General features: G+C 74.1%; 22 protein-coding genes, 1 pseudogene and 1 riboswitch. Of the genes and pseudogenes, 10 read left to right on the forward strand and 13 right to left on the reverse strand.

The genetic code is table 11. The features are described from left to right. Window positions 1-59: 59 nt before the first annotated feature. Entirely contained in the window at window positions 60-2672 is a 2613-nt protein-coding gene (locus tag ACGFT1_RS27040) for a CHAT domain-containing protein (RefSeq protein WP_373911585.1), read from the forward strand. Between the two features lie 70 nt (window positions 2673-2742). On the opposite strand, the gene ACGFT1_RS27045 is transcribed toward ACGFT1_RS27040, so the two are convergent. Beyond that, window positions 2743-4467, reverse strand: coding sequence for a LuxR C-terminal-related transcriptional regulator (locus ACGFT1_RS27045; RefSeq protein WP_373911586.1), 1725 nt, complete (start codon window positions 4465-4467; stop codon window positions 2743-2745). Window positions 4468-4561: 94 nt separating this feature from the next. Between ACGFT1_RS27045 and ACGFT1_RS27050 the strand changes: the two genes are divergently transcribed. Continuing rightward, window positions 4562-5647, forward strand: a complete 1086-nt coding sequence (locus ACGFT1_RS27050; protein WP_373911587.1) for a M12 family metallopeptidase — start codon at window positions 4562-4564, stop codon at window positions 5645-5647. A 478-nt stretch (window positions 5648-6125) separates the two neighbouring features. Here the strand turns inward: ACGFT1_RS27050 and ACGFT1_RS27055 are convergent, their stop codons facing one another. The 9 genes from ACGFT1_RS27055 to ACGFT1_RS27095 all read right to left on the reverse strand — a co-directional run bounded on the left by ACGFT1_RS27055 (window position 6126) and on the right by ACGFT1_RS27095 (window position 14119). Continuing rightward, window positions 6126-7505, reverse strand: a complete 1380-nt coding sequence (locus tag ACGFT1_RS27055; protein WP_373911588.1) for an NtaA/DmoA family FMN-dependent monooxygenase — start codon at window positions 7503-7505, stop codon at window positions 6126-6128. 18 nt (window positions 7506-7523) lie between these two features. Next, entirely contained in the window at window positions 7524-8732 is a 1209-nt protein-coding gene (locus ACGFT1_RS27060) for an LLM class flavin-dependent oxidoreductase (protein WP_373911589.1), read from the reverse strand. Between the two features lie 109 nt (window positions 8733-8841). Next, entirely contained in the window at window positions 8842-9528 is a 687-nt protein-coding gene (locus tag ACGFT1_RS27065) for a GNAT family N-acetyltransferase (protein WP_373911590.1), read from the reverse strand. A gap of 43 nt (window positions 9529-9571) precedes the next feature. Then, window positions 9572-10591 (reverse strand): transporter substrate-binding domain-containing protein, encoded by a 1020-nt coding sequence (locus ACGFT1_RS27070; protein WP_373911591.1) that lies wholly within the window; start codon window positions 10589-10591, stop codon window positions 9572-9574. 90 nt (window positions 10592-10681) lie between these two features. Next, window positions 10682-11473 carry an amino acid ABC transporter ATP-binding protein gene (locus ACGFT1_RS27075; RefSeq protein WP_373911592.1) on the reverse strand — a complete coding sequence of 264 codons (792 nt, stop codon included), beginning with the start codon at window positions 11471-11473 and terminating at the stop codon, window positions 10682-10684. Further along, window positions 11470-12453 (reverse strand): amino acid ABC transporter permease, encoded by a 984-nt coding sequence (locus ACGFT1_RS27080; RefSeq protein WP_373911593.1) that lies wholly within the window; start codon window positions 12451-12453, stop codon window positions 11470-11472. Before ACGFT1_RS27080 ends, ACGFT1_RS27075 begins: the two co-directional genes overlap by 4 nt. A gap of 170 nt (window positions 12454-12623) precedes the next feature. After that, window positions 12624-12773 carry a hypothetical protein gene (locus ACGFT1_RS27085; RefSeq protein WP_373911594.1) on the reverse strand — a complete coding sequence of 50 codons (150 nt, stop codon included), beginning with the start codon at window positions 12771-12773 and terminating at the stop codon, window positions 12624-12626. A 31-nt stretch (window positions 12774-12804) separates the two neighbouring features. Continuing rightward, window positions 12805-12915: riboswitch (SAM riboswitch) on the reverse strand. Window positions 12916-12992: 77 nt separating this feature from the next. Continuing rightward, window positions 12993-13880, reverse strand: coding sequence for a glutathione S-transferase C-terminal domain-containing protein (locus ACGFT1_RS27090; RefSeq protein ID WP_373911595.1), 888 nt, complete (start codon window positions 13878-13880; stop codon window positions 12993-12995). Between the two features lie 116 nt (window positions 13881-13996). Continuing rightward, window positions 13997-14119 (reverse strand): putative leader peptide, encoded by a 123-nt coding sequence (locus ACGFT1_RS27095; RefSeq protein ID WP_373911596.1) that lies wholly within the window; start codon window positions 14117-14119, stop codon window positions 13997-13999. Between the two features lie 174 nt (window positions 14120-14293). Between ACGFT1_RS27095 and ACGFT1_RS27100 the strand changes: the two genes are divergently transcribed. The 8 genes and pseudogenes from ACGFT1_RS27100 to ACGFT1_RS27135 form a co-directional block, all read left to right on the forward strand. Next, entirely contained in the window at window positions 14294-15466 is a 1173-nt protein-coding gene (locus ACGFT1_RS27100) for an NAD(P)/FAD-dependent oxidoreductase (RefSeq protein ID WP_373911597.1), read from the forward strand. Beyond that, the gene (locus ACGFT1_RS27105) at window positions 15454-15810 is read left to right on the forward strand and encodes a (2Fe-2S)-binding protein (RefSeq protein WP_373911598.1); all 357 of its coding nucleotides are present in this window, start codon (window positions 15454-15456) and stop codon (window positions 15808-15810) included. The genes ACGFT1_RS27100 and ACGFT1_RS27105 overlap by 13 nt, the downstream gene beginning before the upstream one ends. Continuing rightward, entirely contained in the window at window positions 15803-17218 is a 1416-nt protein-coding gene (locus ACGFT1_RS27110) for an NAD(P)/FAD-dependent oxidoreductase (RefSeq protein WP_373911599.1), read from the forward strand. Before ACGFT1_RS27105 ends, ACGFT1_RS27110 begins: the two co-directional genes overlap by 8 nt. A 68-nt stretch (window positions 17219-17286) precedes the next feature. After that, window positions 17287-18183, forward strand: a complete 897-nt coding sequence (locus ACGFT1_RS27115) for a dihydrodipicolinate synthase family protein (RefSeq protein WP_373911600.1) — start codon at window positions 17287-17289, stop codon at window positions 18181-18183. Between the two features lie 13 nt (window positions 18184-18196). After that, on the forward strand, window positions 18197-19198 hold the full coding sequence (locus tag ACGFT1_RS27120; RefSeq protein WP_373911601.1) for a proline racemase family protein: 1002 nt from the start codon (window positions 18197-18199) through the stop codon (window positions 19196-19198). Window positions 19199-19210: 12 nt separating this feature from the next. Beyond that, on the forward strand, window positions 19211-19903 hold the full coding sequence (locus ACGFT1_RS27125; protein ID WP_373911602.1) for a GntR family transcriptional regulator: 693 nt from the start codon (window positions 19211-19213) through the stop codon (window positions 19901-19903). Window positions 19904-20527: 624 nt separating this feature from the next. Further along, on the forward strand, window positions 20528-21946 hold the full coding sequence (locus ACGFT1_RS27130; RefSeq protein WP_373911603.1) for an amino acid permease: 1419 nt from the start codon (window positions 20528-20530) through the stop codon (window positions 21944-21946). 349 nt (window positions 21947-22295) lie between these two features. Beyond that, window positions 22296-23513, forward strand: a pseudogene (locus ACGFT1_RS27135) (polysaccharide lyase family 1 protein); the annotation flags it as partial. Between the two features lie 179 nt (window positions 23514-23692). On the opposite strand, the gene ACGFT1_RS27140 reads toward ACGFT1_RS27135, so the two are convergent. From ACGFT1_RS27140 to ACGFT1_RS27150, 3 genes are all read right to left on the reverse strand, one after another. Then, window positions 23693-24238: a MaoC family dehydratase gene (locus ACGFT1_RS27140; RefSeq protein WP_373911604.1), complete on the reverse strand. Its 546-nt coding sequence runs from the start codon at window positions 24236-24238 to the stop codon at window positions 23693-23695. A gap of 84 nt (window positions 24239-24322) precedes the next feature. Further along, window positions 24323-25297 (reverse strand): hypothetical protein, encoded by a 975-nt coding sequence (locus tag ACGFT1_RS27145; RefSeq protein ID WP_373911605.1) that lies wholly within the window; start codon window positions 25295-25297, stop codon window positions 24323-24325. A 216-nt stretch (window positions 25298-25513) separates the two neighbouring features. Then, window positions 25514-25936, reverse strand: coding sequence for a universal stress protein (locus ACGFT1_RS27150; protein WP_373911606.1), 423 nt, complete (start codon window positions 25934-25936; stop codon window positions 25514-25516). Window positions 25937-26067: the final 131 nt, after the last annotated feature.

Genomic DNA, 26067 nt, shown 5'->3' on the forward strand with positions numbered 1-26067 from the left:
GGGACGGTGTCCGACAGTGAGAGCCGCGGGACCACCGTCTGATACAGCAGGCCACTACCATGCGAGACGTGACAGCGGGAAGCGAGTCGGTGCTCGAACTGCTGCCCATGGTGTTCGCCGATCCGGGCGAGGCCCGGGCACGTGCCGAACACGTCCTGCGCTCCGCCGCGCCGCCGTTGCACGCCAGCGTGGCCCACCAGGTGCTCGGCATCTGGCAGCGGGACTTCGGGGATCTGCGCATCGCGCTCCGGCATCTGCGGCGGGCCCGGGACCTGGCCGCGCGCGCCGAGTCGGCCGACCGGGAGGCCGATGTGCTCGCGACGCTGGGGGTCGCACTGGTGCACGCGGGGCGCACGCGGCAGGGGCTCGCGTCGTTCGAGCGGGGGGTCGCCCGCGGCAGCGGGCACACCCGGGCCCGGGTGCTGTTCCGGCGGGCGTATGTGTGGTGGGTGCTGGGGCGGCACCGGGAGGCGCTGGAGGACGTCCGGCGGGCGCTGCCTGTGCTGCGGCAGGCCGGCGACGACATCTGGACCGCGCGGGCGCTGACGCTGCGGGCGACCGTGCACCTGGCGCTCGGGGCGGTGGACCGGGCGGTCGCGGACTTCACGGCGGCGGAGCGGTTGTGGGACACCACCGGCCAGGAGCACGACAAGGCGGACGCGGTGGAGAGCCGGGGGCTGGCCGCGTTCCGCTCCGGGGACATCCCGGCGGCGCTGCGGCTGCTGGACGAGGCCGAGGAGCGGTACGCCAAGCTGGGCACGCCCACCTACAACCTGTCGATCCGGCGCTGCGAGGTGCTGATGGCGGCGGGGCTCGCCCCGGAGGCGCTGGCCGAGGCGGACGCGGCCGGCGCGGTGCTGGACCGGATCGGCGGGCAGTCCACCCGCAGGGCCGAGCTGCTGCTCGCGGCGGCGCGGGCCGCCCGCTCGGCCGGGGACCCGCACACCGCGACCGCCCGCGCCGCCGTCGCCGTACGCCTGTTCGCCGCGCAGCGCCGGACATGGTGGGAGACGCACGCCCGGCTGGTGCTGATCGAGGCGCGGGTGGCGGCCGGCCGGCGCTCGGGGCGGCTGGTGGGGGACGCGGCGGCGGTCGCCGAGCGGCTGGCCTCCTTCGGGTCGCCCGCCGCCCCCGAGGCCTCGCTGCTCGCCGGCCGGATCGCGCTGGAGCTGGGCTGGACGGCGGACGCCGAACGGCATCTGGCGGTGGCCGCCCGCAGCCGGAACTGCGGGCTGCCACCGGCCCGGATGACCGGCTGGGCGGCGCAGGCGCTGCGGGCGCGGGCCGCCGGTTCGCGGCGGGGTGTGCTGGAGGCGTGCCGGCGCGGCCTGGACGTGCTGGACGACCACCGGATGACGCTGGGCGCCTCGGAGCTGCGCGCCCACGCCACCGCGCAGGGTGCCGAACTGGCCGCGCTCGCGCAGGAGGTGAGCCTCGCCCAGGGCGGTCCGCGGCGGCTGCTGGTGTGGAGCGAGCGGTGGCGGGCGACCGTGCTGTCCGCGCCGCCGGCCCGGCCGCCGCACGATCCGGCGCTGCTGAGCGGTCTGACCGCCTACCGGGAGATCGCGGCCCGCGCGGAGGCCGCCCGGATGGAGGGCCGCCCGGTACCGGCACTGGAACGCGAACAGCGGCGCCTGGAGCGGGAGATCCGCTCCCGGACCCGGCACATGGGCGGCGCCGCCACCGGCGCGGGAGACCGCTTGGACGTGGCCCGGCTGCTGGACCGGCTCGGTGACGGGTGGCTGGTGGAACTGGCCGTCGTGGACGGCCGGGTGCACGTGCTGCTGTGCGGGCAGGGCCGGGTACGGCGGTTCGCCGGCGGGTCGCTGGCGGAGGCGGTGGCGGAGGCCGGGCATGTGCAGGCCGGGCTGCGGCGGCTCGCGCACCCGGGTGCCGAGGCGCGGCTGCCGCTGGTGGAGGCGGCGGGCCGGCGGTTGCAGGAGCTGCTGCTGGCCGGGGCGGCGAAGTGGCTCGGTCCGGGCCCGGTGGTGGTCGTGCCGCCGGGAGCGCTGCACCGGGTGCCGTGGGCGCTGCTGCCCGCGCTGCGGGAGCGGGTGCTGAGCGTGTCGCCGTCGGCGGGCAGCTGGCTGCGGGCCCGGGAGACGGAGCCGCCGCCGGAGGGCCGGCCGGTGCTGGTGCGCGGTCCCGGCCTGGCGACGGGTGGTGCGGAGGTGCCCGAACTGGCCGGCCGGTACGGCGCGGCGACGGTCCTGGAGGGCGACGACGCCCAGGTGCCGCGGGTGCTGGCGGAACTCGACGGGGCGGGCCTCGCCCATCTCGCGGCGCACGGCACGTTCCGCGCGGACAGCCCGCTGTTCTCCGCCCTGCGGATGGCCGACGGGCCGCTGATCGTCCACGACTTCGAGCGGCTGTCCCGCAGCCCGTACCGGATCATCCTGTCCAGCTGCGACACCGCCCGCCTCGCCTCGGTCGGCGCCGACGAACTGCTCGGCCTGGTCACCGCGTTGCTGCCGCTGGGCACGGCCGGGGTGGTGGCCAGCAGCGCGCCGGTCAACGACGCGGCGGTGGTGCCGCTGATGCTGGCCCTGCACAAGGGCCTCGGCGCGGGTCTCTCCCTGGCCGAGGCCCTGCGGGACGCCCGTACGACGCTGCCGGGCGACGCGGTCCACCAGGCGACGGGCTGGGCGTTCGCGGCGTTCGGGGCGGCGTGAGGGACGGTGTGCGGGGCGGCGTGAGGGATGGTACGCGGGGCGGCGTGAGGGACGGTGTGCGGGCGCGCCTCTACGCCGTCTCCCGCTCGGGCGCGTCCACCAGCCAGGGCAGGGTGCCGCGGCCCGCCGTACCCAGCCGGGTGTAGGCGCCGTACAGGTGGTTGCCCACCGTCCGCACGGACAGGGTCAGCTTCTCGGCGATCTCCCGGTTGCTGAGCCCGGCCGCCGCCAGCGCGACGATCTGCCGTTGCCGTGCGGTGAGTTCACCGAGGAGGAGCCCGGTCAGGGCCGGCGTGCGGGCCCCCTCGCAGCGGCGGGCCAGGGCGACGGCCCGGGTGCGGGACAGCCGCGCGGCACGCGGGTCACGGTGGGCCCGTGCGGCCTGGGCGTGGGCCTCCGCCGCGTACAGCAGGAAACCCCGCCCCGCCAGCGCCTGCGCGGCCCGGTCCAGCGCACTCCCGTCGCCGCGGGCCAGCGCCTCGGCGTGCCGGGCGAACACACTGCCGGCCGGCAGCCGTCCGACGGCCTCCCGGGGAGCGCCGAGTCGTACCGCGCCGTAGAGCGCGTGGACGTCGTCGGGATCGGCCGTCTCGCCCGGCACCCCTTCCGCCAGGGCCAGCTCCGTCCGGCACCCGGTGTCCCCGGGCGCCTCCCGCAGCCCCTCCCCGGCCCAGGCCGCCGCCTCGCGCAGCTCGCCCCGCAGCCGCGCGAAACGGGCGCGGACCGCGGCGTACCCGGCGGGCAGCGGACCGCCCTCCGCCACCAGCCACTCCCCCACCGGCGTCGGCACCGTCCGTACGTCCAGCCGCTCCAACCGGCTGACGAGGACGCGCTGTTCGGCGGCCAGCGCCGGCCCGTACGCGAAGGGCGCGCGGCCCAGCCGGCGGGCCCGCAGGCGGCCGGCCGCGGCGCGCAGCACGGGGCCGTGCAGGGGGTGGGCGAGGGTGACGGCTCCCTGGTCGTCGACGTCGACGAGGCCGTCCGCCTCCAGGCGTTCGAGGGCGTCCAGATCCAGCCCGTCCACCGGCAGCGGCCGGGGTTCGGCGAACGCCAGGCGTTCCAGGGCGTCACGCTCACCCGGGCCGGACCGCTCCAGCGCGGGGGCGAGCCGCTCCCGGACGGCCGGGGTGAGCGGTGGCGCGCCCCGCCAGGCCCGTTCGCCGGTGCTCGGGACAGGCGTCAGCCGTCCGGACGCGGCGAGCCCGGTCACCAGGTCGCGCAGCAGCCGCAGATCGCCCCGGCACGCCCGGTGCAGCCTGCGCACGGTCAGCGGTTCCAGTGCGGCGCCGGCCAGCAGCCGTGCGGTGTCCTCCCGGGACAGCGGGGCGAGGGCCAGCCGGGGCAGCAGCTCCCCGGTCCACAGCCGGGACACCGCGCCCGGCGCGGGCGTCTCGTCGGCGGCGGCCACGAGCAGGCGGGTGTGCCCGTGCACGGCGAGCTGGTGGACCAGAGCGGCCGAGGCCTCGTCCAGCAGCTGCGCGTCGTCCACGACGAGCAGCCGTACCCCGGACAGGGCGTGGACCGCGTGGTGCAGCGAGAGGGTGCCGGGGAGCAGCGGGGCGAAGGCGCCGAAGCGCAGGCCGCGGGCCTCGGGAGTACCGGTCACCCGGGCGTGGTCCGTGCCCCGCACCGCCTCCGTGATCAGCCGGGTCTTGCCGCGTCCGGCCGGTCCGGTCACCACGATGCCGGGCCGGCCGGCGGCCGACGCCCCGCGCACCAGGTCCAGTTCGTCCGTCCGGCCCGTGAACGGCCAGGGCTGTGCGGGCGTGGTCGCGTCCTGCTCGTCAGTTCTCACGTCATCCTGAGCGAGCGTACTCAGGTTTGATACAGGGTGACTTGAGTAGCCCCCGACTCAGGCGTGCGGCCCGGCGGTGCGGCACGCTGGCCGCATGACCCGACGCCTCTGCTCGCTTCCGCGGCAGCCGGCCCCGGCCTTCGCACCGGGGCTGACCGCCGGGCGGCTGGGCGCGCTGCTCGCCGGGCGGCGGATGTGGGTCAACGGCACGGTCCTGCACTACGGCTTCCTGGACACCCGCTCCGACGCCTCGGTGATCCCGGTCCCCGGGACAGGCGAGCTGCGCCGGGTGCCGTGGGCGGGCGGCGAGGAGCAGCGGGACGTGGTCCGCGGGTGTTTCCACGAGTGGCAGGACCTCGGTATCGGCGTCACGTTCACCGAGGTCGGCGACCGTCACGAGGCGGAGCTGCGGATCGGGTTCCAGGCCGGTGCCGGTTCCTGGTCGGCGGTCGGCCGGGAGGCGCTGTCGGCCGGGCGCGGTGAGCGCACCGTCAACTTCGGCTGGGACGTGACCGCGCCCGGTGAGCGCGGGACGGTCCTGCACCAGATCGGGCACGCGCTCGGCATGGTGCATGAGCACCAGAGCCCGGTCGCCGGGCTCCACTGGGACGACGAGGCCGTGTACGCCGAGCTGGCGGGCCCGCCCAACTTCTGGAGCCGGGAGACGACGTACACGAACGTGCTGCGCCGGCTGGACGCCTGCGCGGCGGACGGCTCGGTGTGGGATCCGCAGTCGGTCATGACGCTGCCGATCGGGCCGGGGCTGGTGCTGGAGCCGGAGCAGTACCGCGGGGGGTTGCGCCCGCCCTGCTCCCCGTCCCCGGCCGACAAGGAGTTCGTGCTGCGCTGGTACCCGCCCACCGGGCTGTCCGAGCCGGCCGCGCTGGTGCCGTTCCGGTCGGCGCCGATCGGGCTCGGGGCGGGCGGGCAGGCCGACTTCACCCTCGAGCCGCCGGAGACCCGCGAGTACACCGTGGGGACCTTCGGCGACGCCGACACCGTGCTGGTGGTCTTCGAGGAGCGTGACGGGGAACCGCGCTTCCTCGCGGGGCACGACGACGGCGGCACGCCGGACAACGCCGCCGTCCGGGTCCGCCTCGTCAGGGGCCGCCGCTACACCGTCCGGGTCCGCCTGTACTCCACCTGGGGTTCGGGAGAGACGGCCGTCATGTGCTGGTGACGGCACCCGGGCGGCACGCGGCCACGGTCCGGCGCCGGGGGAACGGCCGCGGACGTCACCCACGGGGGAGGTGACGTCCGCGGCCACGCCACCGCCCGCGCGGGGCGCGACCCGTACGGGGGGTCCGCCGCGCACCGCGTACGCGGCCACGCGGGGCGTGCGCCTCCTGGCCGCCGCGCCGGTGCTGTCCGTGACCACGGGCCGGCCGCGCCGGCCTCGGACCGGCCCGTCCCGCCGCGGGCACCGGACGCTTGGAGCAGCGGCACCGGAGCCGGCGGACGGGACACCGCGTGAGGCGGCACGGTGCCGGGGCGGGCCGGCGCGGGCGTCACGGCAGGCCCGCGGGCGACCCGGCGCCCCGGCTCGACGGCGGTGACGAGCCGGGGCGGCCGGACCGGTCACGAGTGTTAGCGCCGCGGTTTCCGCACGCCCGTGACCGGGTCCGGGCGGTGCACGATCAGGGTGATCGCGAGGAACCTCACGAGGCGGCGCGTTCCGCCGGGGCACCGGCGGCGTCGGGATGGGCGAGTCCCAGGTGGTCGCGCAGGGTCGTGCCCTCGTAGTCGGTGCGGAACACGCCCTGTTCCTGGAGCAGCGGAACGACCTTGTCGGCGAACGGGTCGAGTCCGCCGGGCGTGATGTGCGGGACGAGGATGAACCCGTCGGAGGCGTCCGCCTGCACGAACTCGTTGATGGTCCGGGCGACGGTGGCCGGGGTGCCGACGAAGGTCTGCCGGTTGCCGGTGTTGATCACGAGGTCGCGGATGGACCACTTGTTGGCCTCGGCGAGCTGCCGCCACTCGCGCGCGATGGCGATCGGGTCGCGGTACATCCGCACCTGGGCGCGGCCCCGGGAGATGTGCTCCTCGTCGACCACGGGATCGACGTCGGGCAGCGGGCCCTCCGGGTCGTACGCCGACAGGTCACGGTTCCAGACGAACTCCAGGTGCTTGACGGCGGTGGCGCCGCTGACCTGCTGCCGGCGGACCTCGCGTGCGCGTTCGGCGGCCTCCTGGTCGGTGTCGCCGAGGACGAAGGTCGCGGCGGGCAGGATGAGCAGCTGGTCGGGGCGGCGGCCGTACGCGGCGAGGCGGGACTTGACGTCGGTGTAGAAGGCCTGTCCCTCCTTCAGCGTGGCGTAACGGCTGAAGATGGCGTCGGCGGTGGAGGCGGCGAACTCGCGGCCCTCGTCGGAGTCGCCCGCCTGGAAGATGACGGGGCGGCCCTGCGGGGAGCGCGGCACGTTGAACCGGCCGTGGATGTCGAAGTGCTGTCCCTGGTGGACGAAGGCGCCGGCCGCGGCGTCCTTCAGGAAGGTGCCGGTGGCCTGGTCCGCGAGGATCTCGTCGCCCTGCCAGGAGTCGAAGAGTTCCCGGGTGGTGGCGAGGAACTCCTTGGCGCGGGAGTAGCGCTCCTCCTGCGGCAGGAAGCCGCCGCGGCGGAAGTTCTCGCCGGTGAATGCGTCCCAGGAGGTGACGACGTTCCACGCGGACCGGCCGGCGGAGAGGTGGTCGAGGCTCGCGAACTGGCGGGCCACCTCGTAGGGCTCGTTGAAGGTGGAGTTGATGGTGCCGGTCAGGCCGAGCCGGTCGGTGACGGCGGCGAGCGCGGCCAGCACGGTGAAGGTGTCGGGGCGGCCGACCACGTCCAGGTCGTATATCTTGCCGCCCTGCTCGCGCAGCCTGAGCCCCTCGGCGAGGAACAGGAAGTCGAACTTGGCGCGTTCGGCGGTCTTCGCGAAGTGCACGAACGACTCGAACTCGATGTGGCTGCCGGCGGCCGGGTCGCTCCACACGGTGGTGTTGTTGACCCCGGGGAAGTGGGCGGCCAGGTGGATCTGCTTCAGCGGCTTGCTCATGGGGGCGGTCCTCCTGGCTCAGGCGGTTGCTGCGGCATAGCGGTTGGCGGGGCGGGCGAGGCCGAGGTGGCCGCGCAGGGTGCCGGTCCCATAGGCGTCCCGGAAGCGGTGGCGGCGCTGGAGCTCGGGCACCAGCTCGCGGCTGATGCGCGGCAGGTCGTGGCCGGCGACCGCGGGGCGCAGCCGGAACCCGGTCAGCCCGCCGGCCGCCAGTTCCTCCAGCAGGTCGGCCAGTTGGGCGGCCGTACCGGTGAAGACGCGGGCGTCGCTGGTGTACGGCTCACCGGCGAGGGCGTCGAGGCGGCCGAGGCGGGCCTCGGCCTCGGCCTGGCTGTCGTCGAGGAGGACGACGAGGTCACCGAAGACGTGCAGGGTGTCCCCGGCGCGGCCCGCCGCCTCCTGCTCGGCGCGGATCTCCGCGACGATCGCGCGGGCGTGTGCCGTGTCGCGCGGGGTGACGTAGCCGATGTCGGCCTGGCGGGCGACGAGCCGGTAGGGGACGGTCTGGTGGGCGAGGGCGGTGACCAGCGGCTGGCCCTGCGGCGGGCGGGGAGTGATGGAGGGGCCCTTGACGTGGAAGAAGCGGCCCTCGAAGTCGATGTAGTGCAGCTTGTCCCGGTCGATGAAGCGGCCGGTGGCCGCGTCCCGGATCTCGGCGTCGTCCTCCCAGCTGTCCCAGAGCCGGCGCACCACTTCCACGTGGTCGGCGGCCTCGTCGAACAGGCCGCTGATCAGTTCCTGCGCGCCCGGGCTGTCGAAGCCGGTGATCCGGGGGACCGTACGGCGGCCGAAGTGGGCGGCCTCGTCCGGGCGGGCGGTGATCTGCACGCGCAGGCCGGCGCGTCCGGCGCTGACGTAGTCGAGGGTGGCGATGGCCTTGGAGATGTGGAACGGCTCGGTGTGTGTGGCCACCACGGTCGGGACCAGGCCTATGTGCCGGGTGAGCGGGGCGATCCGGGAGGCGACGAGGACCGCGTCGAGGCGGCCGCGGACCCGGTCGGTGCGCTCGTCGGGTGCCAGGAGCTGGTCGGACTGCGGACCGAGGCCGTCCTCCAGGGTGACGAAGTCGAGCAGGCCGCGTTCGGCCTCGGCGACCAGGCCGGCCCAGTATCCGGCGGTGAACAGGTCGCGGGGGCGGGCGACCGGCTCGCGCCAGGACGCGGGGTGCCAGCCGGTGCCGTCCAGGGCGACGGCGAGATGCAGGTGTGCGGAGGGGGTCGAGGACACGTCGGTGCCTTCCTTGATGTCCGTACGAGAGGTCCGGCTCGCGGGCGGGGTGCGGCGAGGGGCGAGCGCGGCAGGAGGAGATCCGGGCCGGGGAGGCCGGGGGCAGGGGTCAGCGGCGACAGAGCGCGGCGGACACGCGCTGGAGGTCGATGTGCGGCCGGGAGTGCAGACGGACGGACCGGTAGGGGTGCGGGTCGCACAGCGGGCGTTGCCGCGGTCGTACGGGCATCACGGCCGTCACCTCCCTCCGTCCGGTGAGGCGGGCCCGATCGGCGTCCGCCCGGCGGATCTCGTCACGACGCTCAACGCCCGGCCGGGGACGGTTGTTCCCGGGGCGCGCAGATGCCCGACGCGGGAGCGGCGGCGCGGGGTGAGGCCGATCGACTCGTGGAGCCGGACCGCGGGCCGTGCTGCCGGCGGCGTGCGGGAACGGGGTGACCCCGCGGCCCCCGATGCCCGCGGCGACCGCCCGCACCAGCCGGGTCGCCGGTCCCCGGCCGCGGTGTGCGGTGCACACGGCGCTGATCTCCGTCCGGCCGGGCAGTCGCAGCCGCTGCCCGGCCATGGCGACCTGCCTGCCGCGGCGCCGGAAGCCGGGACCGGTGCCCAGCTCGGGGATCCGGGTCAGGAACGGGCCCGGCAGGGTGCGGGCGACCGGGCCGAGGATCTCGGGCAGGTCGGCGGGGCCCGACGGGATCGCTTCCGGAGCCGGTTCGGCGCGCCGCGCGGTGCCGGCGAGCTGGACGCACCGGTCCGCCCGGTGGCGGGCCGCGCGGACGTCGTTCGGGTGTGCCACGGAAGGCGGGGTCCTCTCTTCTTCCGGTGGGTACGAGGCCGGGTCAGGAGTTGGTCAGCGGCAGCCCGGGCGGGTTGACCTCCGACTTGGCGACGGCCTCGTTGGAGAGGTTGTAGGCGGCCAGCCACTTGGCGTACTGCCCGTGCTCGATGAGGTGGTTGACGGCGTCCGCGAGCGGCTTGGCGAGCCCGCTGTCCTTCTTGGCGGTGGCGGCGATCAGGCCCTGGAGCGTCGCGCCGGCGCCGGAGAAGGTGCCCGCGTTGCGGGTCGCGGCGGGCGTGTTCGCGGTCTGTCTGGCCCGGTAGGCCACGGAGGGGTTGGGACCGAGGAAGGCGTCGATCTTGCCGCTGCTGAGCGCCAGGTTGGTGGCGTTCTGGTCCGGGAAGTACTTGACGGTGAGCTTCTTGCCCTCCTTGGCCAGCCGCGTCTTCCACTCCAGGAGGATCTTCTCCTGGTTGGTGCCCGCGCCCACGGAGACCGTCCGGCCCGCGAGGTTCTCGTAGTCGCCGTCGAAGTTCCAGGTGCTCTTCTTCAGCACCTCGAAGGCGAGGTTGTCCTTGCGGTAGGAGGCGAACTCGTACTTCTTCTTGCGTTCCTCGGTGTCGGTGACGTTGGAGAAGGCCACGTCGACCTTGCCGCTGTCGACGCCGACGAAGAGGTTCTCCCAGGTGAAGTTCCTGATCTCGGGCTCGAGTCCGAGCACCGCGGCGACCAGGCGGCCGAAGTCGGGCTCGGAGCCGGTGAGGGTCTTCTGGTCGGTGCCGGTGAAGTCGAGCGGCGCGGATCCGGCCGGCAGGCCGCCGACGCCGATGACGAGCTTGCCGCTCCTGCGGATGGACGCGGGCAGTTCGGCACGGATGGACTTCACTTCGGAGACCTTCAGCGTCGTCTCCTCGGCGGCCCCGTTGGACAGCCGTCCGACGGTGACCTTTCCCGCGGCATCGGTGCTGGTGGCGGCCTCGCTGTCGCCCCCGCAGGCGGCGAGCCCGGTGGCGAGGGTGGTGACGGCGGTCGCCGCGGTGATGCCCCGGATCAGGCTGCGTCGGGAGAGGTGGGTAGGCATGGCGTGGCTGTCCTTGTCTCGCTTGTCCCGCTGATGACGGTGGTGGGAGTGGTGCCTTGGGGGGAGGTCGTGGGTCCGGCGCGCGGGGAGTCAGAGCACCTTGGCGAGGAAGTCCCGGGTCCGTTCGTGGCGGGGCCGGTCCAGCACCTCTCCGGGCGGGCCCTGTTCGACGATCCGGCCGCCGTCGATGAAGACGACCCGGTCGGCGACCTCGCGGGCGAAGCCGATCTCGTGGGTGACGATGACCAGGGTGGTGCCGCTGGTCGCCAGGTCCTTGATGACGGCCAGCACCTCGCCGACGAGTTCGGGGTCGAGCGCCGAGGTCGGCTCGTCGAAGAGGATCACCCCGGGCCGCAGGGCGAGGGCGCGGGCGATGGCGACGCGCTGCTGCTGGCCGCCGGACAACTGCCGGGGGTAGGCGCCGGTCCGGTCGCCGAGGCCCACGCGGGTGAGCAGTTCGCGGGCGAGTTCCCGGGCCGCCGGCCCGGTCAGCTTCCCGGTGGCGACGGGAGCGGCGGCGACGTTGTCGAGGACGGTCAGGTGCGGGAACAGATTGAAGTTCTGGAAGACGAAGCCGATGCGGCTGCGCTGGGCGAGGATGGCGCGCTCGCTGAGTTCCTTCAGCCGTCCGCCGTGCCGCTTCACGCCGATCAGTTCGCCGCCCACGCTGACGTGGCCGATCTCGGGCTTCTCCAGGTGGTTGACGACCCGGAGCAGGGTCGACTTGCCGGAGCCCGACGGGCCGAGGATGACCGTGACCTCGCCGGGCCGGATGGTCAGGTCGATGCCGTCGAGGACGCGGTGGGCGCCGTACCACTTGTGGACGTCGCGCAGTTCGAGCGCGGCGGGGACGGTCTTGTCGAGGGTGCCGGCGGTGGTCATACGGCGGCCTCCCCGCGCAACCGGGCCCGGAGGCCGGCCAGCGCGGCCCGGGCCCGCTGTGCCGGTGTCGGCGGCAGGGTGCGGGTGGCGCCCCGGGCGTAGTACCGCTCGACGTAGAACTGGACGACGGACACGGCGCTGGTCAGGATCAGGTACCAGACGGTGGCGACCAGCAGCAGCGGCACGATGTCGCCGGGGTAGGTGCTGCCCAGCGACTGCACCGAGCCGAACAGGTCGAGAAGGGACACGTAGAACACCAGGGACGTGCTCTTGACGAGGCCGATCAACTGGTTGACGTAGTTCGGGGTGATGGAGCGCAGGGCCTGCGGGAGGACGATCCGGCGGAACTGGTACCCCTTGGGCAGGCCGAGCGCGGCGGCGGCCTCGTGCTGGCCCTGGTCGACGGAGAGGATGCCGCCGCGGACCACCTCGGACGCGTACGCCGCCTCGTTGAGGCTGAGGCCGACGACGGCGATCGTCATGTCGGTGGCCAGCCTGGACTCGTCGAAGCTGACGAAGGCCGGGCCGAACGGCACACCCAGGCTCAACGTCCTGTACAGGGCACTGAAGTTGTACAGGAAGATCAGCACCACGATCAGCGGCACGGACCGGAACAGCCAGGTGTACGTCCAGCTCACCGCGCGCAGCACCGGGCTGCCGGAGAGCCGGGCGAGCGCCAGCAGGACGCCGCCGAGCAGGCCCAGCACGGCGCTGAGCGCGGCGACTTCGAGGGTGACGAGGAGTCCGTCGAGAACGGCCGGGCGCAGGAACCAGTAGCGGAAGCGGTCCCACTGGTAGAAGGGATTGGTGGCCAGCCCGTGCAGGATCTGCGTGACGAGCACGAGGACGACGGCGGTGACGATCCACCGGCCGGGCCGGCGCAGCGGCTGGACCCGCTGTGCGACCAGTGGTCTTGACGGGGCGTCGGGGTGTGGTGGCGCCTCGGCGAGGGAGAGGGCGGCGCCTGGGGGTTCACTCATGGCGGACTCCGGCGGGATCGGACACCCCGGGACGGCGGCGAGCGGCTGCGGGCCCCGACGGCACTGGGCGCGGGGCGGCGCACGGGAACGCGCGGAACCGGGAGCTGGGTGGACGACGGCACACCACGAACACGGTGTGCGGCGGGAACGCGAGGGGCTGGGAGGAGGCGTCAGCCCCGGCAGCGGGCGAGGCCCGGCGCGGTACACAGTGCGCTGTTCACGCGGAGCAGGTCGACGGCGCGGTCGGCGACGAGGAGGCCGGCGTACGACGGTACGCGGCCCTGGGGGCGGCTGTCGGCCGTCCTGGGAGCTGCGTACATGGCGTCACCTGTCACTGTTCCGGCCTGTGGGGCCTCGCGCTTACCGAAAACGTCATCCGGTCCGGTCGTCACCTGGGGCACCCCACCGCGGTGCGAGGGTTGCCGGTCAGCGAGCCAGGGCTTGGCGCTGACACTCATGACCGTTCTGAGCCGTAAGTAAGGCAGTCGTCCGTCCGGATGTCAACGGCTGTCCGCGCACTGGACGCCAACAACCCACACTCACCTGCGAGAAGCGTCCGATGCCTCCGCGGCGTGACCCGCCCAGTCCAGGATCTGGACGGCGGCTCCGGCGGCTTCCAGGCCCTGGCAGCGGCCGTGGTGGCGGCGGGCGATGCCGTCGAGGTCGAGGTGGCGGCCGAAGGCGGGCCGGGCGGTCAGGCGGCGGGCGTAGGCCCACAGCGCGCGGTGGCCGGCGATGCGGTGCACGGCGGCGGCGTCGAGGTGGCAGCGGTGGACGGTGTCCAGCTGCACGAGGGACACCCACAGCTCGATGTCGGCGGCGGTCAGCCGGCCGTCGACCAGGTACTCCTCCCCGCTCAGCCGCCGTTCCAGCCGGCCCAGGGTGTCGAGCAGAACCTCCAGGGCGGCGGCCCGTTCGGCCGGGGCGGCACCGGCCCGGCCGGCGCGCTGCGCGGCTTCCTCGACACCCTCGGCACACATCCGCTCCACTGCCTCGATCACGGACTCCAGGCCGCGCGGGTGGAGTTGGGCGTCGCCGGTGTGCCCGAAGCGGTCCAGGTCGCGCAGGATGTCCGGGGCGTGGGTGCTGACGATGCGCCCGGACCAGTCGTCGCTGAGCACGGGTGCGAGCGCCGGTCCGGTGTGGTGGTGGACGCTCGCCTCGTACAGCGGGCGCAGCGCCGTGTGGCCGCCGCCGGGCTGGTCCGGGACGGCGGGCAGGAGGGTGACCGGACAGCTGGTGTCCAGTTCGAGCAGGCTGTGTCCGACGGCGAGGCGCAGCCCGTCGGGACAAGCGGTCGACAGGTGGAGCCGGTAGCGGTGCGGCACGGCGTAGTGGCCGCTGCGGGCGTCCCGGCCGATCCGGCCCCGGAAGAGGGGGGCGGTGCGGTGGACGGTCGGCGCGGCGGTGAGCGGAGCGATGGACATGCGTCTCCCCGGGTGATGGGCGTGCGGACGAGTGCGCGGGCACGGGAGCGGCCGGGTGGTGGGCGAACGGCCGGGCGGGCGGGAACGGCCGGGCGGTGGGCGCGGAGGGGCCCGGCTCAGCGGTGGAGGCTGATCGCGCTACAGACCCGCAGCAGGTCGATGTGACGGCGGGAGGTGAGCAGGAGTGCGCGCGACGGCGTCCGGCCCGTTGGGCCGGTGACCGCTTCGAGGCGCGCCATGATTTCCTACCCGTTCACTAGGATTCCCTCCCTGGAGTGTCGATCCGCCGCCCCGCGGCGTCAAGGGGGCGTCCACACCCGGGACTCCGGGTGGGTGAGCGGGGGGCCGGCGAGGGCGGGGCGAAGACCGCGCGAGGTCTCCCCAGCAGCTGCGGTATGTGACATAGTACTGCCGTGACGAAGCGACCGACCTGTGACGTCGTCGTCGTAGGAGCCGGGATGGTGGGTGCGGCCTGCGCGCTGTACGCCGCACGGGCCGGCCTCGACGTACGGCTGGTGGACCGGGGCGCGGTGGCCGGCGGCACCACCGGCGCGGGCGAGGGCAACGTACTCGTCTCCGACAAGGAACCCGGCCCCGAACTGCGGCTCGCCCTGCTGTCGGCCGCGCTGTGGGCGGACCTGGCGCAGGAACTGGGCACGGCGATCGAGTACGAGCCCAAGGGCGGCCTGGTGGTCGCCCGGACACCCGAATCCCTGTCCGCGCTGCGGGAGTTCGCCGCGGGCCAGCAGGCCGCCTCGGTCACGGCCGTGCCGGTCGACGCGGACGGACTGCGTTCCCTGGAACCCCGGCTGGCGTCCGGCATGGCGGGCGGCGTCCACTATCCGCAGGACGCCCAGGTGATGCCCGCGCTGGCCGCCGCGCACCTGGTCCGCGCCTCCGGTGCCCGGCTGCACACGGGCCGGACCGTGACCGGGGTACTGCGCGCGGCGGACGGCGCGGTCCGCGGCGTGCGCACCGATCGGGGCGACATCCACGCGCCGGCGGTGGTGAACGCGGCCGGCACCTGGGGCGGTGACCTCGCGGCGTTCGCCGGTGTCCGGCTGCCGGTGCTCCCCCGGCGCGGCTTCGTGCTGGTCACCGAGCCGCTGCCCCCGCGCGCGATCCGGCACAAGGTGTACGCCGCGGACTACGTGGCCGACGTGGCGAGCGACTCGGCCGGCCTGCGCACCTCGCCGGTCGTGGAGGCGACGGCCGCAGGTCCGGTACTGATCGGCGCGAGCCGGGAACGGGTCGGTTTCGACCGTTCGCTGTCCCTGCCCGCGCTGCGGGCGCTCGCGGCCGGGGCCGTCGCGCTGTTCCCGTTCCTGGCGCGGGTCCGTGCGCTGCGGACGTACGCGGGTTTCCGGCCGTACCTGCCCGACCACCTGCCGGCGATCGGCCCCGACCCGCGGGTGCCCGGCCTGTTCCACGCCTGCGGGCACGAGGGCGCCGGCATCGGGCTCGCCCCGGCCACCGGGCGGCTGGTCGCTCGGGCCCTCACGGGGGAGGCACCGGAGCTGGACCTCACGCCGTTCCGGCCGGAACGGTTCGACACCGACGGAGGCGAGAACCCGTGCGTCCACTGAGACGGCATCCCGCGCACCCACCGGAGCCGGCCCCGGCCCGGCCGGACGGGTCCTTCACCGTCACCTTCGACGGCCGGCCCCTGCCGGCGCTGCCCGGGCAGACGGTCGCGGCGGCCCTGTGGGCGGCCGGCGTGACCGCGTGGCGCGACACCCGCGGCGCGGGCCGGCCCCGGGGGCTGTTCTGCGGGATCGGCGTGTGCTTCGACTGCCTGGTGACCGTGGACGACCGCCCGAACCAGCGGGCCTGCCTGGTCCCGGTGCGCCCGGGCGACGCCATCCGCACCCAGCCGGGGACGGGATGGGCCGGCAGCCGGCCGCGGGACGCGGAGCCGGACCATGGGTGAACGACCGACCCTGGCCGTGGTCGGCGCCGGCCCGGCAGGGCTCGCCGCGGCCCTGGCCGCAGCCGCCCGCGGTGTACGGGTGACCCTCGTGGACGCGGGCGGCCGGGCCGGCGGACAGTTCTACCGGCAGCCCGCCCCGGCCCTCGCCGCCCGCCCGGCACACGCCCCGCACCTTCAGGGGCGCACCTGGGAACGGCTTCGGGACGGTCTCGCCCGCCACCGCGCGGCCGGCCGGATCACTCACCTGACCGATCATCACGTGTGGTGCGTGGTACGGGAGGAGTCCTCCGCGACGTTCGCCGTGCACAGCCTGCTCGGCCCCGCGCAGGAGGAGGGTGGCACCGTCCGCGCCGACGCCGTGCTCCTCGCCACCGGCGGCTACGAGCGCGTCCTCCCCTTCCCCGGCTGGACGCTGCCCGGCGTGGTCACGGCGGGCGGCGCGCAGGCCATGCTCAAGGGCGCCCTGGTGCTGCCCGGCCGCACGGCCGTGATCGCGGGCACCGGGCCGCTGCTGCTGCCGGTGGCCACCGGGCTCGCCGCGGCCGGCGCCCGGGTCACGGCGCTGGTGGAGTCCGCCGGCCCGGGCGCGCTGCTGCGCACGGCACCCGCCCTGGCCGCGCAGCCCGGCAAACTCGCCGAGGGCGCCGGCTACGCGGTACGGCTCCTGCGGCACGGTGTGCGCACACTGACCCGGCACACCGTGGTGGAGGCGCACGGCACCGACCGGCTGGAGGCCGTGACGGTGGCCGCACTCGGCCACGACGGGCATCCCCGCCCCGGCGGCGCGCGGCGCATCCCCTGCGACACCCTCGCCGTCGGTCACGGCATGCTGCCGCACACCGACCTCGCCGAGACCCTCGGCTGCGCCCTGTCCGGCACGGGTGTCCGGGTCGACGACGAACAGCGCACCGACGTGCCCGGCGTCTGGGCGGCCGGGGAGGCGACCGGTGTCGGCGGAGCGGCCCTCGCGCTCGCCGAAGGCCACATCGCCGGCCGCTCGGCCGCCGCCCGCCTGCACGGCACCGCCCCGGACCCGCGCCGCTGGGCCGCCGCCGCCCGGGCCAGGACCCGGCTGCGGGCGTTCGCCACGGCCCTCGACGCGGTGTACGCCCCACCGGCGGGCTGGGTGGAGGCGGTCACGGACGACACCGTGGTGTGCCGCTGCGAGGAGGTCACCGCCGGGGAGGTCCGGGAGGCCGTCGGCACGCTGGGCGCCGGTGACCTGCGCACCGTGAAGCTGCTCACCCGGGCCGGGATGGGCTGGTGCCAGGGCCGGATGTGCGCGCCCGGGGTGGCCGGGCTGGCCGGCTGCCCGCCGGACGCCGGACGCCGGCCGTTCGCGCGGCCGGTACCGCTCGGCGTGCTGGCCGCGCTTCCCCCGACCGGCGCCGGGCCCGGCACGGACTGAGCCCGCCCCGCAGTCACACCTGAGCCCTCGTCAGTAATATGTCACACACTACGGAAGAGAGAACGTCCATGTCCGAGGCATCGAAGCGTCCCTGGCGCGGCATCCTCGTCGCCACCGCCCTCCCGCTCACCGCCGGCCTCCGCGTCGATCACGACCGCTATGCCGAACACTGCGCCTGGCTCGTGGCGAACGGCTGCGACGGCGTCGTACCGAACGGCTCGCTGGGTGAGTACCAGGTGCTCACCCCCGACGAACGCCGGCGGGTGGTCGAGACCGCCGTGGCCGCGGTCGGCGGTGAGCGGGTGATGCCCGGCGTCGCCGCGTACGGCTCCGCAGAGGCCCGCCGCTGGGCCGAGCAGGCGGGCGAGGCCGGTTGCGGGTCGGTGATGCTGCTGCCGCCCAACGCCTACCGCGCCGACGAGCGGTCCGTCCTCGCCCACTACGGGGAGGTGGCGCGGGCGGGCCTGCCGGTGGTGGCGTACAACAACCCGGTGGACACCAAGGTGGACCTGGTGCCCGAACTCCTCGCCCGGCTGCACGGCGAGGGGCTGGTGCAGGCCGTCAAGGAGTTCTCCGGAGACGTCCGCCGGGCCTACCGCATCGCCGAACTCGCGCCGGAACTCGACGTGTTGGCCGGGGCCGACGACGTCCTGCTGGAACTGGCGGTGGCCGGCGCCAAGGGCTGGGTGGCCGGCTACCCCAACGCGCTGCCGCGGGCCTCGGCGGAGCTGTACCGTGCCGCGGTGGCCGGTGACCTCGCCACCGCGCTCCCCCTGTACCGTCAACTGCACCCACTGCTGCGCTGGGACTCCAGAACGGAGTTCGTCCAGGCGATCAAGGTGTCGATGGACGTCGTCGGGCGGTACGGCGGCCCGGTGCGACCGCCGCGCGTCCCGCTGCTGCCCGAGCAGGAGGCCGCGGTCCGCGCGGCCACCGAGAAGGCCGTCGCCGCGGGCCTCGCGTAAGAAGGGCGGGACCATGCGCAGCAAGCTCGTCCTGCACGCCGTCGACTCGCACACCGAGGGCATGCCCACCCGCGTGATCACCGGCGGGATCGGCACCGTCCCCGGTGCGACGATGAACGAACGACGGCTGTACTTCCGCGAACACCGCGACCACCTCAAGCAGTTGCTGATGAACGAACCGCGCGGCCACGCCGCGATGAGCGGCGCCGTCCTCCAGCCGCCCAGCCGGCCGGACTGCGACTGGGGGGTCGTCTACATCGAGGTCTCCGGCTATCTGCCGATGTGCGGGCACGGCACGATCGGGGTGGCGACCGTGCTGGTCGAGACAGGCATGGTGGAGGTGGTGGAGCCGGTGACCACCATCCGGCTCGACACCCCGGCGGGGGTGGTGGTCGCCGAGGTGGCGGTGGCGGACGGCGCCGCACAACACGTGACCCTGCACAACGTCCCGTCGTTCGCCGCCGGCCTGAACCGCGCCGTCACCCTGCCCGACGGCCGCGCGGTCACCTACGACCTCGCCTACGGCGGCAACTTCTACGCGATCCTCCCGCTCGACGCGTTCGGCCTGCCCTTCGACCGCGCCCGCAAGGACGACATCCTGGCGGCGGGCCTGTCGCTGATGCGGGCGGTCAACGCCGAGGCGGAGCCGGTGCACCCCGAGGACCCGTCCATCCGCGGCTGCCACCACGTCCACGTCCTCGCGCCCGGCGCCACGGCCCGGCACTCCCGGCACGCGATGGTCATCCACCCGGGCTGGTTCGACCGCTCCCCGTGCGGCACGGGTACGAGCGCGCGCATGGCGCAACTGCACGCGCGCGGCGAACTGCCCCTGCACACCGAGTTCGTGAACGAGTCGTTCATCGGCACCCGCTTCACGGGACGGCTGCTGGGCACGACGGAGGTCGCCGGGCTCCCGGCCGTGCTGCCCAGCTTCACCGGCCGCGCCTGGATCACCGGCACCGCGCAGTACCTGCTGGACCCCACCGACCCGTTCCCGGAGGGGTTCGTCCTCTAGACTCACCGGGTGATGCGTGACATGGCACAGGACGGCCAGGGCGCCGAGCCGCCCGCACTCCCCCGGCTGGGCGGCCGGAGCAGCTTCCGCGAGCGGGTCGCCGACGCGCTGCGCGCCGCGCTGATCGCCGGTGAGCTGCGCCCCGGCGAGGTGTACTCGGCGCCGTCGCTCGCCACCCGCTTCGGCGTCTCGGCGACGCCGGTGCGGGAGGCGATGCTGGACCTGGCGAAGGAGGGGCTGGTCGACACCGTGCCCAACAAGGGCTTCCGGGTCACCGCCGTCTCCGACAGGCAGCTGGACGAGTACACGCACATCCGCTCCCTCGTCGAGATCCCCACCGTGGTGGAGCTGACCCGTACGGCCGACCGCGTCTCGCTGGAGGCGCTGCGCCCGGCGGCGCGGGAGATCGTCACCGCCGCGGTGGCGGGCGACCTGATCGGCTACGTCGAGGCCGACACCCGCTTCCACCTCGGCCTGCTCGCCCTGGCGGGCAACGCCCACCTGGTCGAGGTCGTCGCCGACCTGCGCAAACGCTCCCGTCTGTACGGACTGACCGCGCTGGTGGAGGCGGGCAGGCTGCTCGCCTCCGCCGAGGAGCACCTGGAACTGCTGGACGCCCTGCTGGAGCGCGACGAGAAGGCCGTACACGCGATCATGACCCGGCACCTGGGGCACGTCCGCAGCCTCTGGGCAGCGACGGACTGACCCGCGCCCCGCCCCGGTGTCCCGGACCCCACGCCACACCCTCACCGCACTTCCCCACCGCACACCCCGCCGGACCACCACGTCCGCCACCGGACGCCGCCGCCCTGCCGCGCCACGCCGCGCTTCCACCGCCGGATACCGCGGTGGCGCTCCACCGCCGCACACGTCCGCCGCGGACCGCCGCCGCACTTCCGCCGCCATAGCTCCACCGCCGACCCCCGCCGCCCGGTCCACCGTCGCGCCTCCACCGCCGGATACCGCCGTGGCGCTCCACCGCCGCACGCCTGTACCGGCCCGCCGCCGCAGCTCCACCACCGGACTCCGCCGCCCGGCCCCGTGCCCCTTGCGCTCCGGACACCGCCGAGGCCCTCCGCCACCGCACACCCCCGCGCCCGGTCCGCCCGACCTCCACCGCCCTGCCCCGCCCTTTCCCTGCCCGCCCTCGCCAGGCCCCCCTGCGCCGCACATATGACGGCCGACAGGCCACAACACGACGCATTTTGCGTCGTCTGGCCGAGCGCACGGGACAACAAACGCCGATTTTGCGCCGGAATGCCGCATCCCCGACCATGGGCCCGTCCCGGCGATCCCGGGAACGTCAGTTCCATGAGAGGCGCACCACCCATGCACAGCACCGGGACCGCCACACCGTCGGCTCCGGCTCCCGCGGAGACCCTCGCGGCTCCCGCGCAGGACCCGCGAGGAGAGTCCGGCAGGCACGCCCGCCGGTTCGGCCTGCCCGTCGCCACCGCGCTGGTGATGGGCAACATCATCGGCGGGGGCATCTTCCTGCTCCCCGCCTCCATCGCCCCCTACGGCACGGTCAGCCTGGTCGCCTTCGTGGTGCTGACCGTCGGCGCCATCGCCCTTGCCCTGGTCTTCGGCCGGCTCGCCGCCCGCGACCCCCGCACCGGCGGGCCGTACGTGTACGCCCGCGAGGCGTTCGGCGACTTCGCCGGCTTCCTCGCCGCCTGGTCGTACTGGATCACCACCTGGGTGTCGAACGCCGCGCTCGCCGTGGCCGCCGTCGGGTATCTCGACGTGCTGATCCCGGTCGAGGGGCATCGCTGGAGCGCGTGCCTGGCGGCCCTGACCCTCCAGTGGCTGCCCGCCCTCGCCAACTTCGCCGGCACCCGCTACGTGGGCGCCGTCCAGCTGGTGTCCACGGTGCTGAAGTTCGTGCCGCTGCTGCTCGTCGCGGTCGGCGGGCTGTTCTTCTTCGACCCCTCGAAGCTCGGCCCGTTCAACGCCGGCGGGCACAGCGCGGTCGGCGCGGTCTCGGCCTCCGCCGCCCTGCTGCTGTTCTCCTACCTCGGCGTGGAGTCCGCCGCGGTCAGCGCGGGCGAGGTCAAGGACGCCCGCCGCAATGTGGGGCGTGCCACCGTCATCGGCACCGCGGGCGCCGCGCTGGTGTATCTGCTGGGCACGCTGTCCGTGTTCGGTACGGTCCCGCACGGCCGCCTGGTCACCTCCACCGCGCCGTTCTCGGACGCCGTGAACACGATGTTCGGCGGCGGGTGGGGCGGCACGGCCGTGGCCCTCGCCGCACTAGTGTCGATGACCGGCTGCCTCAACGGCTGGACGCTGCTGAGCGCGCAGACTCCGTACGCGGCGGCACGCGACGGCCTGTTCCCGGCCGCCTTCACCCGCCGGCGGCGGGGCGTGCCCACGGTGGGTGTCGGCGTGACCGTCGTCCTGGCCTCGCTGCTCACCTGCTACAACTACCTGTCGGGCTCGGGCCGGGTCTTCGAGGTCCTGGTCCTCGTCACCACGTTCACCGCGACCGTGCCGTACCTGCTGGCCGCGTCCGCGCAGATCTTCCACCTGGTCTCGGGCCGTCCCGGGGCGGTCGACCGGGGACGGCTGGTCCGGGACTCCGCGGTCACCGCGGTGGCCGCCGCCTTCTCGGTGTGGCTGATGGCGGGCGCGGGCTACGCGGCGGTATACCAGGGCGCGTTGTTCCTGTTCGCCGGGATCATCGTCTACGCGGTGATGGCGGCTCGCCGGCAGCGCGGACGGACGTCGGCGACCCAGGCACCGTGACACCGCCGACGCGGTGAGCCGGCTCCGGACACGCCGCCGACGCGATGGGCCGGGCCCGCAGCCGCCACCGACGCCGTGGGCCGGCTCCGGACACGCCGCCGCAGGGCCGTCGTCCCGTCGCCCGCCGTCCCTGCCCGGCTGCGCGAAGTCTTGCCAACCCGTCGCCGCACTCCTACTCTCCGGGATGTAGAAAGCGCTTTCCCTCTCAGGAGCGGGGAGCGCTGCCGCGTGGGCCGCTCCTCCGTGCCGCCGTGCGTGAGCCGCTTGCGCACCGCCACGTCGGCGCCCTGGCGGACGTACCGCGCACACCCGATCGCCCCCGCGCCAACGGACGAAGGAGCAGCTGGAAATGAGACGTTCAGCCGCAGTGCGGCTCTACGCGGCCGGGGCCGCCGTAGCGCTCGCAGCCGCAACCGGAACTGTCATGTCCACAACATCCGCATCGGCGGTGACCGGCGCTGCGACCGGCTACGCCGGCCAGAACGGCGGCACCACCGGCGGCGCGGGCGGCGCCACCGTACGGGCCACCACGGGCACCGCCATCCACGCCGCGCTGTGCAACCGGGCGAGCAGCGACACGCCCCTCACCATCGAGGTCGAGGGGACGATCAACCACAGCAACACCGCCAAAGTGTCGGGGAGCAGCTGCGACACCGCCGACGGCGTGATCGAGCTGAAGCGGATCCGCAACGTGACGCTGGTCGGAGTCGGCGGCGGGGCGGTCTTCGACCAGGTGGGCATCCACGTCCGCGAGTCCAGCAACGTCATCATCCAGAACGTGACGGTGAAGAACGTCAAGAAATCGGGTTCGCCCACGTCCAACGGGGGCGACGCCATCGGCATGGAGAGCGACGTCCACAACGTCTGGGTCGACCACGCGACCCTGGAAGCGTCCGGGGGCGAGTCGGAGGGGTACGACAGCCTGTTCGACCTGAAGGACAACACGCGCTACGTGACGCTGTCGTACAGCATCATGCGCGACTCCGGCCGGGGCGGTCTCGTCGGGTCGAGCGACACGCAGCTCTCCAACGGCTACATCACGTACCACCACAACCTGTACGAGAACATCGACTCGCGCACCCCGCTGCTGCGCGGCGGCACCGCCCACATGTACAACAACTACTACAAGGGGCTGAACAAGTCCGGCATCAACTCCCGTGCGGGCGCCCGCGCGAAGGTGGACAACAACTACTTCGAGGACTCGAAGGACGTCCTGGGCACCTTCTACACGGACGCGGCCGGATACTGGCAGGTCAGCGGCAACATCTTCGACAACGTGACCTGGTCCGCGCCGGGCGCGGAGAACCACCCGGCCGGTCCGGACCCGACGTCGAACACCACCGTCGGCATTCCGTACTCCTACCGCCTCGACGACGCGGCGTGCGTCCCGTCGATCGTGACGCGGACGGCCGGCGCCGGCACCGGGCTGAAGGTGTCGGACGGCAGCTGCTCGGCGTAGACGCCCGCCCCGACGCCGACCACGCCGGTGCCTACGCCCACCCCGACCGCGGAGCCGACACGGCCCGGCGGCACCGACCTCCGCCTCGGCGCCGGCGCCTACGGCTCGCCGTATCGCGGTCCGGTCGCGGCCACGGCACCCTGCTATGGGGGATTCAACCGAGACACCGGCCGAGTTCGGCACCGCAGACCGGCATCACCCGGCCACCGGCGGAGCCTGGGCTGCGATGCGGCGGACGGCATGACGTCGACGAGCGCTTTCCCGCTCGTGGTTCCCCGCTGGTGGAGTCAGCCGCCGTCGCTCGGGCTGGAGGGCTCGTTCGCGGGGTGCCGGCGGCGCAACAGGTACTTATGCTGACCGGACAGCACGAGTTCGCCACGCTGATTGTGGATCGTGGCAGCGGTGATCACGACACCCTTGTCGTCCAGGTGCTCGAGGCCGGTGATGGTGAGCGCCGGGTACAGGGTGTCCCCGGAGTGCACTTCCTTGAGGAAGGTGCAGGACAGTTCCAGGAAGGAGATGAACACCTCACCGATGAAGTGCGGGAACAGAGTGGCGCCGGGGGCTGTGAAGGCGAGCACTTGCAGGCCGTGGACCACCGGTGCGGCGTGCCCGTGCCGGTGAGCCCACTCGGCGTCGTAATGCACCGGGTGATTGTCCGCGGAGACCGTCTGGAATGCGGCCGCGTGAGCGTCGGTCAGAGTGCGGCTCGGAGCACGGAAGACCTCACCGACGCGCAGGTCCTCGAACGTCCTGGCCGGAACGACGAGGAACGCGTCCGGATCGAAGGGCTCCGATGCGGCTGTCACCGATTCTGTGCTGGGCTGTGCCATGAGGCTGTCCTTCTGCTCGATCTGCGGTGCCGGTCCGGGGGAAGCGGCTGGGTGTGCCCCCGGTCCCGACCTGGAGGCGCCGGCTCACTTGCGTGAGGTGACGGGCGCGGCAAGCAGGTTGGGGTCGTCATCGGTGAAGTAGGCGCCGCTGGCGATGTAGGCGGTCGCGCCCCGTACGGCGAGCGACGTGGGGTTCTCCAGTCCGTCCTCGCCCGTCAGCGCCGTGCTGTGGCTGCCGCTCCGCTCGACTCGGACGATCTTGTTGTCCGCGTTGATCGCCGCCAGGAGCGTGTCACCGGAACCGGTGAACGCGAAGTCGTCGATGTTTGTCAGTCCGGTGGCGCGGGTCTGGATGGCTCCGGCGGTGCCCTGCCGGGTGACCGGTATCCGAAGCACGGTGCCCTTGTCGAGATTGGAGACCCACACCGCACCCTTGTGCGTCTTGATGCCGTTGGCGCCGAGGAACGCGGCGGCGGCCAGTTCGGGACCGGTGCTCCACCGGGTGGGAGTCCCCCCGGTCACGGGCACTCGCCAGACGGTGCCGAGGACCGAGTCGGCCACGTAAAGGTGGTGTCCGCTCTCATCGACAGCGAGGCCGTTGGGCAGACTCCCGGCGGGAAGCGCGGCGATGCGATGCGGGGTACCGCCGGCGCGCAGGCGCCACACGCCGGTCAGGTCGCTGCTGCCGGTGGCGTACAGGAAGTACAGCGTTCCGTCGTGAGTACGGACGATGCCGCCGAGGAACGGTTGCGACAGCGCGGGAGTGGTGGAACCGGCCGGGGGCTCGGGCAAGGTGGCCAGGACACGCACCGTGCCGTCGTGCGCGATCCGGGCGATCTGCCGGCTGTAGGCGAAGGTGACCACGGCGGCGCCGTGGGGCTCCAGGGTGATGTTCTCCGGTCGTTGGCCCTTGGCGATGTCGAGGTGCGCCACGAAGTGGACGCTCCGGTGCGCAGTGGCGGCAGCCGTGGTCGCCGGCCCCGCGGACACGACGACGGCTGCCGCCACGGCCGAGGCCAGGAGGCCGCTGCGTATTCTCGTCGTCAGGAACTCAGGCATGTGTCATCTCTTTCCTCGCATGTGGGGCCGCGGCGAACGCACCGGTGGAGGGGCGCTCCGGGGCCGTCGGTCAGCGGCGTCCGGTCCGAGGTGGGCCGGTCGCACTGCGGGCGGGCCGCTGAATCTATTGGGCTCAGGTCGGCTCGGCTGTCTCTCCGCGCACCGCATGAAGATCGACAGTGCACTGACTCGGCCCGGCCTCGGTGCCGGCCGCTGTCACCCTTCCCGGGGCGCCAGGAGTACGGCTGTGCGGCCGGCGTGCACCACGGCATCGCTGACACGGGGGCTGAACAGCGTCTCGAGCAGTCCGTGGTGGTGGGGGCCGAGGACGAGCAGATCGGCCAGGTACGCCTCGGCGGCGGAGGAGATGGTGGTGGCTATCTGGGTGTTCAGGGCGCTGACGACGGCGCCCTCGGCGTCGATGCCCGCGTCACGCAGTGCGGTGACGGCCTCGTCCAGAACGGCCTTGGCTTCCGCGTCGTCCTCCAGCGGAACCACGGCGGTGAGGTCGGCCACGGAGACCGCGACGTGCAGAACGGTGACCTTGGCCCCGGTCAGCCGGGCCATGTCGCCTGCCAGACGAACAGCGGAACGGCGGGCGGGACTTGAGTCCACGGCGACGAGAATGCGTTGGAACATGCTTTTTCGAACCTTTCTGAATATTCGATGCGCCGCGCCCGGACATGGTGATCGAGACCTCCGGCGTGGTGGACGAGGCATCCACCGAGCGTGAATCCCTCGAGAGTCCGGTCACGTACCCGTATGGGCAG

This window comes from Streptomyces sp. Y20 (genome assembly GCF_043195475.1).
In the GTDB taxonomy this organism is placed as follows: domain Bacteria; phylum Actinomycetota; class Actinomycetes; order Streptomycetales; family Streptomycetaceae; genus Streptomyces.